We start from the raw sequence: 7926 nt of genomic DNA on the forward strand, positions 1-7926 counted from the left end.
TCCGGCACCGAGAAGACGGTGGTGCCGACCTCGCCGACGCCTTGCCGGCCCTTGCCGATATCGGGGAACGGGAAATAGGTCATCACCGAGCCCGGCGTGCCGACTTCGTCGGCATAGTAGAGGTGATAGACGTCGGGCGCGTCGAAATTGACCGTCTTCTTGACCCGGCGCAGGCCGAGCTTCTTGGTGAAGAATTCATTGTTCCGGCGCGCATCGCTCGCCATCGAGGTGACGTGATGCAGGCCCTTGATCTGATTGAGCATGGTGTTGCTCCTTCCCTTGTCCTTTTGCGGCCCTCGCCGCTGTCCACGCCAATATGAGGATAGCCCCGCCAACGGCAAAGCGGCCAAACACAGAATGGACTGTATCATAAAGATGAACGATCATCTCGTATGCGTTCACGTTCCATGAACTGCCGCAGCTTGCAACACTCGCAAATTTCGGCTCCATGAGCGGCAGCCTGCCTGAGGAGAAGATTTTTGAACAACCGAGTGAGCCGCCCGAATGTTCTCCTCATCACCTGCGACCAGTGGCGCGGCGATTGCCTGTCGGCCGCCGGCCACACGGTGGTGAAAACGCCGAACGCGGACGCGCTTGCCGCCGAGGGCGTTCTGTTCCGGCGCCACTATGGCGGCGCGGCGCCCTGCTCGCCGGCGCGCGCCTGCCTCTACACCGGCCTCTACCAGATGAACAACCGCGTCTGCCGCAACGGCTCGCCGCTCGATACCCGGCACGGCAATATCGCGCTCTCGGCCCGCACGGCTGGTTATGATCCGGCGCTGTTCGGCTACACGGATGTCTCGCCCGATCCTCGCCAGCTCTCCGCAGGCGATCCTCGCCTGCGCAGCTATGAAGGTGTGCTGCCCGGCTTCACCGTGCGGCAGTTCCTGCCCGAGCACCAGAAGCAGTGGCTGTCCTGGCTCAGCGCGCAAGGCATCGACGCCAGCGTCGGCAGCCCTGGCATCCATCGCCCGGCGGGCGAGCAAGGCGAGGCCAGTGGCGATGTGACCAACGCGCCGCCGGTCTATTCGAAGGACCAGACGCCGACCGCTTTCCTCGCTGGCGAATTCATCCGCTGGCTTGGCGAGCAGGAGCAGGGCGCGCTATGGTTCGCGCATATCTCCTTCATCAGCCCGCACCCGCCCTTCATCGTCCCGGAACCGTATAACGCCATGTACGATCCGGCCGACGGGCCCGCTTTCCGGCGGGCGGCGGATTGGCAGGCCGAAGCGGGAAGCCATCCCTATCTCGCCTACGATCTCGATTGCCAGATGCGGACAAAATTCATTCCCGGCGCCCAGGGCAAGGTGGCGGATTGGGGTGACGAAAACTTCCGCCGCATCCGCGCGATCTACTACGGCATGGTCTCGGAGGTCGATGCGCAGCTCGGCCGCATCTGGCAGGCCGTGAAAGCGGCCGGCGCCTGGGACGACACAATCATCGTGCTCACCTCCGACCACGCCGAGATGATGGGCGACCATTTCATGCTCGGCAAAGGCGGCTATTTCGACGCCAGCTACCACATTCCGCTGATCATCCGCGACCCACACAAGAGAGCAGTGGCCGGTTCGGTCGTCGACCGGTTCACCGAGGCCGTCGACATCTTTCCGACCTTGCTCGAATTGATCGGCGCCGGACCGGAGCCGCAGCTCGACGGCAGGTCGCTGGCGCCCTGGCTCGACGGCAAGCAGCCGGCGGACTGGCGCGACGCCGCGCATTGGGAGTTCGATTTCCGCTCGGTCTTCGGCGGCGAAGCCGAGCGGCATTTCGGCATCGGCTCGCGCGATTGCAATCTGGCCGTCCTGCGCACGAGCGGCTTCAAATATGTCCATTTCGGCGGCGGCCTGCCGCCACTACTGTTCGATCTCACGAAGGATCCAGGCGAGCTGAGCAACGTCGCGGACGATCCCGCCTACCTGCCGGCGCGCCTGGAATTCGCCGAGAAGTTGCTCGCCTGGCGCGCCAGGCATCTCGACCAGTCGCTGGCGCTGGCGGAGCTGACGGAAGATGGCGTGGTCGGCCACGTGAGTTGGGCAGTAGGGAATAGGCAATAGGGGAAGCTGTTGAGAAGCGTACCCCTACTGCCTACTGCCTACTGCCTACTGCCTACTTCAATATCATCCGCTGCTTATCACGGTTGGCGGCATAACTGCTCTTGTCATAGGCCGCCTGCGCCTGCAGCTCTTCCTTGGTGAAGTTGGTGTAGAGATATTTCTTGCCGTCCTTGTCGGTCATGAATTTGAGCTTGTCCATGCCGACCGCCACTTCCTTGGCGCCGATGCCGAGGAAGCCGCCGACGTCGACGATCACCGCATCCGGCTTGTTGTCCGGCGTCAGCACGACATCGCCGATCGTACCGATCTTGGCGTCGTTGGCGCCATAGACGGTCGCGCCCTTCAGGTCGTCACCCCGGATGTTGCCCATCGGCATCTCAGTCAGCGTCGATTTGTCGATCGAGGCTGTCTGCGTGGTGTCGGTTGCGGACGTGCCGGAGTCCGCCGGCTTGTTCTCCGCGGTGCTCGCCGCAGGTGCGGGCGCCTTGTTTTCAGCGGTTGTCTGCGCAGGCTTGGCTTCCTTGCCGGCCGTTGTGTCGGACGATGCCACGGCGGGCGTGGTCGTCGCCGGAGCATTGTTCGACGCCGCGGTGGCCGGCGCCGGTGCCGGATCGTAAGCCTTGCGGTTGAAGTCCGGCTGCGCCTGGAGCTCCTCCTTCGTCGTCTCGGCAACCAGCCAGCGGTCCCCGTTCTTCTCCGCCCACTTTGCCTTGGCGAAATCGAAGGTGACGTTCTTCGTGCCGATGCCGAGGAAGCCGCCGACGCCGATCACGAGCGACTCGGCCTTGCCGTCCTTGGCGAGCACGATGTCTTTCACGTCGCCGATCTTCTGGGCGTCGTCCGCGGTGCCGTTATAGACGGACTCGCCCATGATGTTGGTGGCGAGATTGCCTTCCGCCTTCTTCACCGGCTCAGCCGGCTTGGCGTTGAGGTCCACCGGCTTCTGGGCTCCACCCGTGTCCGTGGTTGAAGGCTGCGTGGCGTCGGCCGACGGTGCCGGGGCCGGATCGTAGGGCTTGCGGTCGAATGCCGGCTGGGCATTGAGCTCGTCCTTGGTTGTCTTGGCCACCAGCCAGCGGTCGCCGTTCTTCTCGGCCCATTCCATCTTGCTGTAGTCGAACGCCACGTCCTTGGTGCCGACGCCAAGGAAGCCGCCGACACCGATGATCGCGGACTTCACTTTGCCGCTTGCGTCGAAGACGACATCATCGACCTTGCCGATGTCTTGGGCGTCGTCACCGGTGCCGTTATAGACGGATTCGCCGATAATGTTGGTCATCAAGGCGCCATCCGAGCGGATCACGGGAGCCGGGTTTTCGGCGGCAGGCGGCTGTGCCGGCGTTGCTGTCTGGGCGAAGGCACCGGTTGCAACCAGCGTTGCAAGCGCGGTCGTCGCAAAAAGAGTGCGGATCATGATCGTCTCTCCTCGTGCCTGATTTGGTATGCGCCGCATCCGCCACCGGCTCTGCCAGGCAAGTCAGATGCGGCAGTATTCCACAACTTCACAACGTCGTGAGCGGAGCGTTGTTCCAACAGCGCGGCCCGCGCTTCCCGGTACGCGGAACCTTTGGCGATCCTTTCCGTTCAGCCTGCGGCTGGGCTCATTTCCGGCCCAAGAACGGAGCGGGGCATGCGGTTTGCTGCGGTGCTGAACCAGGACAGCGGCACGCTGCGCACGGCCGATGTTCCAGCCTTTGCCGATCGCCTGCGACGGACGCTGGAAGCGGCAGGCCATTCGGTTCAGGTCGATATCGTTGCCGGCCGCGAAATCGGCGCGGCCTTGGAAAAGGCCGTAGCGAAGCGGAACGTCGACGTCGTGATCGCCGGAGGCGGCGACGGCACCGTGTCGCGGGCGGCATCCCTTCTCATGAACAAGAAGAAAGCTTTGGCCATATTGCCGGCCGGCACGATGAATCTCTTCGCGCGTGGCCTTGGCATCCCGCAGACGCTGGATGCGGCGCTGCAATCCTTTGCCACGGGCGAGGTGACGGCCGTCGACATGGCCAGCGTCAATGGCCGGCCCTTCGTGCATCAGTTTTCGATCGGCATGCATGTCAGGATGGTGCAGCTTCGGGAGACCATGGATTTCGGCTCGCGGCTGGGAAAGATGCGGGCCTCCGTTCGCGCGGGATGGGCAACGATCAAGAACCCACGCACGCTCAAAGTGACCTTGAGCATCGGCAACGCTGAGATCGTCACCCGCACGACCGGCATCGGCATCAGCAACAATCTGTTCGGCGAGGGCCATCTGCCTTATGCGGACAATCCGGCGGGTGGCGTGCTTGGCATCTATGTCAGCGTCGCGCGCAGACGTTACCATCTGGCGAAACTGCTGCTCGACATGCTGCGCGGCCGATGGCGCGACAGCGAACATATCGAAATCCACCAGGCCGACAGAGCCATCCTCAAGATCCATTCACCAACGAAGAAGTTCAGCGCGGTCGTGGATGGCGAGTTGGTCAGGCTGGAGCGCGAGACGGTGGTCGAGATTCTTCCCGGCGCGTTGAACGTATTGGTTCCGGCAAGCAATGCGCGGGCCAAGGCGGCGTGATGGGGCGCTCAGCCGCCCTGCATGGGTTTCTGCCCGGCCGCCGGCGCCTGAGGCGCGCTCTGATCGGTCATCGGGCTCTTGATCAACTCGCCATAGATCTCGGCCGCACCCCAGGCGATCAAGGCCAGCAACAGCCCGGCGACGAGGATCCTGAGCGCGTGCCAGCCCCAGTGCCCCTGGCGGGCTTTGTCTTCAGGAACGATCTTGGTCATTGTTGGCCTTCATATCGTATGGCGGCGGGCGCTTCGGGTACGGCATGATCGGGTAACGGGCCCTTTCCGCGAAGGTTCCCTGTCCAATGACGCGATTCGGCAACGGTAGGCCGCCGCCGCCTGTCAGGCGTGGGGATTGGCGGGCAGCAACGCGGTCAAGTTGCCGGACCCGCGCTTTTCCCGCAATGCTCCGGCCTACGGCGCTTCGCCGGGATCCGGGTCTTGAGGCTTGACCTTCACATTCTCGCGGTAGATGGCGTAGGCGACGAGCGCGATCGCGGGCGCGACAATGGTGCCCAGGCCACTCTTGCTCTTGGCAAGCGCCGGGAGCAGCGCAAGCGCCGCGGTGAGCCCAACCGCCGTCATGTCGGCCTTGCGCCGGCGCGCGCGACGCTTGGCTCGCATGCCGGTCGTCATCTTGTGGATCACCAGAATGAGCCCGGCAATCAGCAGGAAGCCGATGCCGAAGCCGAGGCTGGTCGCCAATGGTCCGTAGCGCGCGGCCAGCCAGATATAGGCGGCGCCGACAAGGAAGCCGATGCCGCACAGGGCAAGAATGGCGGCAATCCCATAGAGGATTGCCGCCACACGCGCTCTCTGCAAGGCGGCCGTCGCCTCACCCGAGGCAATGGCCGAGATCAGGGAAATCAGCGTCCCCATCTGCGGCTAGCGGCGGGAGAGCAGTGCGAACAGAAAGCCGACGCCGGCGGCAATCGCCAGCGACGTCACCGGCTTTTCGCGAACGGTGGCGATGAGCTGCGCTTCGATATCCTGGGCGCTGCCGCGCACGCTTTCGAATGCCGCTTCACCCTGGGCACGCAGGTGTTCGACCCCCTCGGAGGCGGCATGGCGCGCCGCGCCATAGCCGTGCTCCCCGGTCTTGGCCAATTGCCTGGTGAGCTCCTCGATATCGGCGCGCAACTGCCGAATATCGGCTTCGAGATCGGAGTTGGAGGGAGCGTCTGTTGCGGTTTTGCCTGCGGCGGGCGCCATTGCTTAACTCCTTGTGTTTTCTAACTTTCAACGCTCGATATACATCAAGAGTTCCGAACTTGGACCGCTCCTTACCAAGACCGGGCGGCGGGGGCATTGACAGCAGTCAAAATGCCCTCCCCTGCAGACCGATGAGATCGCCCGGCATGGAATAGTCGAGGATTTGCCGCCGCACGTCGGACAACCGTTCCTGGCTTTCGAACGGGCGAAAGGCCGGCAGCGGCCGCAGCGGACATTTCTCGCAGGGATATTGGCGGTCGGGAACGGAACGTGTGCTCTGCTGGGCATTTCGACCCCTCTCCGAAACCCCTGCCCTGATTGGGCAGTTGAAAACGTTCCAGGCGGATCGAGGTTCCGCCGATCACGAAGATGCACTCCCGGTCATGTCTTTTTTAAATGACATACCGGCAAATACCGCGCATGACTGCTGGCGATTGTAGGAGTCGCCGCTACGTGCCTTCATTGCTAGACGGATTGCGTATTCTGGTCCTGGAGGATGAGTTTCTTATCGCAATGGATGTCGAACAGCTATGCCGTGACCATGGGGCGGCCGACGTTGTGGTTGTCCGCGATCTGGCCGAAATCGACCAGCGGGATGGGCTGTCGTGGTTTGACGCGGCCATCGTCGACCTGATGCTTGGAGGTGTCTCGACACTCGGCTTCGCCGCGCGACTGCGTGGCGGGGGCGTTCCGTTCGTTTTTGCCTCCGGTCATTCGGACGCGGACGAGATCGAGAGCTCCTTTCCGGAAATCCGGCTGGTCGCCAAACCCTATTCGGGGGACGATCTGATCGAGGCCGTGGCGCTCGCTTGCGGACGCACGAAGGCGGCTTGACGACATCGCCGGCTAGAGCAATTTCAGGAAAAGTGTGTAACGGTTTTCCGTCCGGAATGGCTTAAAAATAAATAGTTGGAGCGGTTGAGCATGCTGCCGGGCGTCACTGTCAGGCTGCGTTTGAGCCGGTCACCTGCGCCGAAATCGCATCGGGACCATATTCGTCCTCGCCGGAGATCTTCAGAATTTCCTGCAGTCTCGCGCGAGCCCTGCTGACCCGGCTCTTGATCGTGCCGACCGCGCAGCCGCAGATCTCGGCCGCCTCCTCGTAGGAGAAGCCGGACGCGCCGATCAGGATGATGGCTTCGCGCTGATCCTCCGGCAGCTGTTCCAGCGCGCCGCGAAAGTCCTTGAGGTCGAGTTGGCCGTGCTGCGCCGGGTGAACGGCAAGCCTGGCGGTCATGATGCCGTCGCTGTCCTGCACCTCGCGGCCACGCTTGCGCATCTGCGAATAGAACTCGTTGCGCAGGATGGTGAAAAGCCAGGCCTTGAGGTTGGTGCCGGGCTGGAAGCTCTCATGCTTGTCCCACGCCTTGACCAGGGTTTCCTGGACGAGGTCATCGGCCTTGTCGGCATTCTGCGTCAGCGACACCGCAAAGGCGCGCAGGCTCGGTATCGCACCGAGCAGCTCGGTCTTGAAGCTCTGGGAGACCGCCGCCATGCCTCAATCCTTTTCCTCGGCGGGTTCGGCCTTTTCCAGTTGACTGAGCAACTGAGCGAATCGATCCGGCACCTGATCGGAAACCAGCTCGTCGTAATATTGTTTGAGTTTGCGGGCAATTTCGGAGTTCGGCCCGAGTGGATTGCCACCCCCGTTCCGGTGCCTGCTCGCGGCGCCAGCTCTTGAATTCTTTGACATTTCTTTCATATTCGCCCTAATTCCAGCACTCGAACCGCTCTAGAATCGTAGACCATAACGCAAGCGGCACGTTTGTCTGGTTGCCCATCCCGAAAAGCCCAAACGCCCGCTTCCTAATTTAGTTCCACCTCCAGCGGAACTTTTTCAGAAAGCCCACGTTGGTTTGTCGGGGCTTGCGACGAGTCTGGCCTACAACGCACCGCGACATCTGAGGGAGACGTCGAATATGAGCCTATCCGCAACCATCGCTCCTCACCTCCCGTTCCTGCGCCGTTTCTCGCGCGCCGTCTCGGGATCGCAGGAAAGCGGTGATGCGCTGGTCGCCGCGTTGCTGGAAGCCATCATCGCCGACACCGAGGTTTTCCCAAAGGCATCGAGCGACCGCATCGCGCTCTACAAGGTTTTTGCCAGGCTCTTCACCTC

At 62.8% G+C, this 7926-nt stretch carries 10 protein-coding genes and 2 pseudogenes; 4 read left to right on the forward strand and 8 right to left on the reverse strand.

Annotation, left to right across the window (positions count from 1 at the left end; genetic code table 11):
• The coding region (locus tag EOA29_RS42905) for a VOC family protein (RefSeq protein ID WP_245468445.1) at positions 1–263 on the reverse strand (263 nt) is incomplete at its 3' end.
• Positions 264–479: 216 nt separating this feature from the next.
• On the opposite strand from EOA29_RS42905, the gene EOA29_RS09260 reads away from it, so the two are divergent.
• Complete coding sequence (locus EOA29_RS09260) at positions 480–2054, forward strand: alkaline phosphatase family protein (protein ID WP_126091577.1); 1575 nt, start codon at positions 480–482, stop codon at positions 2052–2054.
• 52 nt (positions 2055–2106) lie between these two features.
• Here EOA29_RS09260 and EOA29_RS09265 read toward each other — a convergent pair whose 3' ends face one another.
• Positions 2107–3468 (reverse strand): PRC-barrel domain-containing protein, encoded by a 1362-nt coding sequence (locus EOA29_RS09265; protein WP_126091576.1) that lies wholly within the window; start codon positions 3466–3468, stop codon positions 2107–2109.
• 216 nt (positions 3469–3684) lie between these two features.
• Between EOA29_RS09265 and EOA29_RS09270 the strand changes: the two genes are divergently transcribed.
• The gene (locus EOA29_RS09270; protein ID WP_126091575.1) at positions 3685–4605 is read left to right on the forward strand and encodes a diacylglycerol kinase family protein; all 921 of its coding nucleotides are present in this window, start codon (positions 3685–3687) and stop codon (positions 4603–4605) included.
• A gap of 8 nt (positions 4606–4613) precedes the next feature.
• Here EOA29_RS09270 and EOA29_RS09275 read toward each other — a convergent pair whose 3' ends face one another.
• From EOA29_RS09275 to EOA29_RS44005, 4 genes and pseudogenes are all read right to left on the reverse strand, one after another.
• Positions 4614–4817 (reverse strand): hypothetical protein, encoded by a 204-nt coding sequence (locus EOA29_RS09275; RefSeq protein WP_126091574.1) that lies wholly within the window; start codon positions 4815–4817, stop codon positions 4614–4616.
• 195 nt (positions 4818–5012) lie between these two features.
• Positions 5013–5477 carry a phage holin family protein gene (locus EOA29_RS09280; RefSeq protein ID WP_126091573.1) on the reverse strand — a complete coding sequence of 155 codons (465 nt, stop codon included), beginning with the start codon at positions 5475–5477 and terminating at the stop codon, positions 5013–5015.
• A gap of 6 nt (positions 5478–5483) precedes the next feature.
• A complete protein-coding gene (locus EOA29_RS09285; protein WP_126091572.1) occupies positions 5484–5810 on the reverse strand; it encodes a DUF883 family protein in 327 nt (108 codons plus the stop codon).
• A 118-nt stretch (positions 5811–5928) separates the two neighbouring features.
• A pseudogene (locus EOA29_RS44005) lies at positions 5929–6129 on the reverse strand (hypothetical protein); the annotation flags it as partial.
• A 101-nt stretch (positions 6130–6230) separates the two neighbouring features.
• On the opposite strand from EOA29_RS44005, the gene EOA29_RS09290 reads away from it, so the two are divergent.
• Positions 6231–6644 carry a response regulator gene (locus tag EOA29_RS09290; RefSeq protein WP_126091571.1) on the forward strand — a complete coding sequence of 138 codons (414 nt, stop codon included), beginning with the start codon at positions 6231–6233 and terminating at the stop codon, positions 6642–6644.
• Positions 6645–6753: 109 nt separating this feature from the next.
• Here the strand turns inward: EOA29_RS09290 and EOA29_RS09295 are convergent, their stop codons facing one another.
• Both EOA29_RS09295 and EOA29_RS09300 read right to left on the reverse strand, forming a co-directional pair.
• Entirely contained in the window at positions 6754–7305 is a 552-nt protein-coding gene (locus EOA29_RS09295) for an RNA polymerase sigma factor (protein ID WP_095804581.1), read from the reverse strand.
• A gap of 3 nt (positions 7306–7308) precedes the next feature.
• Positions 7309–7512, reverse strand: a complete 204-nt coding sequence (locus tag EOA29_RS09300; protein ID WP_126091570.1) for a NepR family anti-sigma factor — start codon at positions 7510–7512, stop codon at positions 7309–7311.
• Between the two features lie 217 nt (positions 7513–7729).
• Between EOA29_RS09300 and EOA29_RS09305 the strand changes: the two are divergent.
• A pseudogene (locus EOA29_RS09305) lies at positions 7730–7926 on the forward strand (response regulator); the annotation flags it as partial.

It is taken from the genome of Mesorhizobium sp. M1E.F.Ca.ET.063.01.1.1 (assembly GCF_003998155.1).
Classification (GTDB): Bacteria; Pseudomonadota; Alphaproteobacteria; order Rhizobiales; family Rhizobiaceae; genus Mesorhizobium.

Coding starts and splice junctions, on each gene's coding strand:
- EOA29_RS09285 (WP_126091572.1), bottom strand. CDS start 5,810: ATGGCGCCCGCCGCAGGCAAAACCGCAACAGACGCTCCCTCCAACTCC.
- EOA29_RS09270 (WP_126091575.1), top strand. CDS start 3,685: ATGCGGTTTGCTGCGGTGCTGAACCAGGACAGCGGCACGCTGCGCACG.
- EOA29_RS09290 (WP_126091571.1), top strand. CDS start 6,231: ATGACTGCTGGCGATTGTAGGAGTCGCCGCTACGTGCCTTCATTGCTA.
- EOA29_RS09300 (WP_126091570.1), bottom strand. CDS start 7,512: ATGAAAGAAATGTCAAAGAATTCAAGAGCTGGCGCCGCGAGCAGGCAC.
- EOA29_RS09280 (WP_126091573.1), bottom strand. CDS start 5,477: ATGGGGACGCTGATTTCCCTGATCTCGGCCATTGCCTCGGGTGAGGCG.
- EOA29_RS09295 (WP_095804581.1), bottom strand. CDS start 7,305: ATGGCGGCGGTCTCCCAGAGCTTCAAGACCGAGCTGCTCGGTGCGATA.
- EOA29_RS09265 (WP_126091576.1), bottom strand. CDS start 3,468: ATGATCCGCACTCTTTTTGCGACGACCGCGCTTGCAACGCTGGTTGCA.
- EOA29_RS09275 (WP_126091574.1), bottom strand. CDS start 4,817: ATGACCAAGATCGTTCCTGAAGACAAAGCCCGCCAGGGGCACTGGGGC.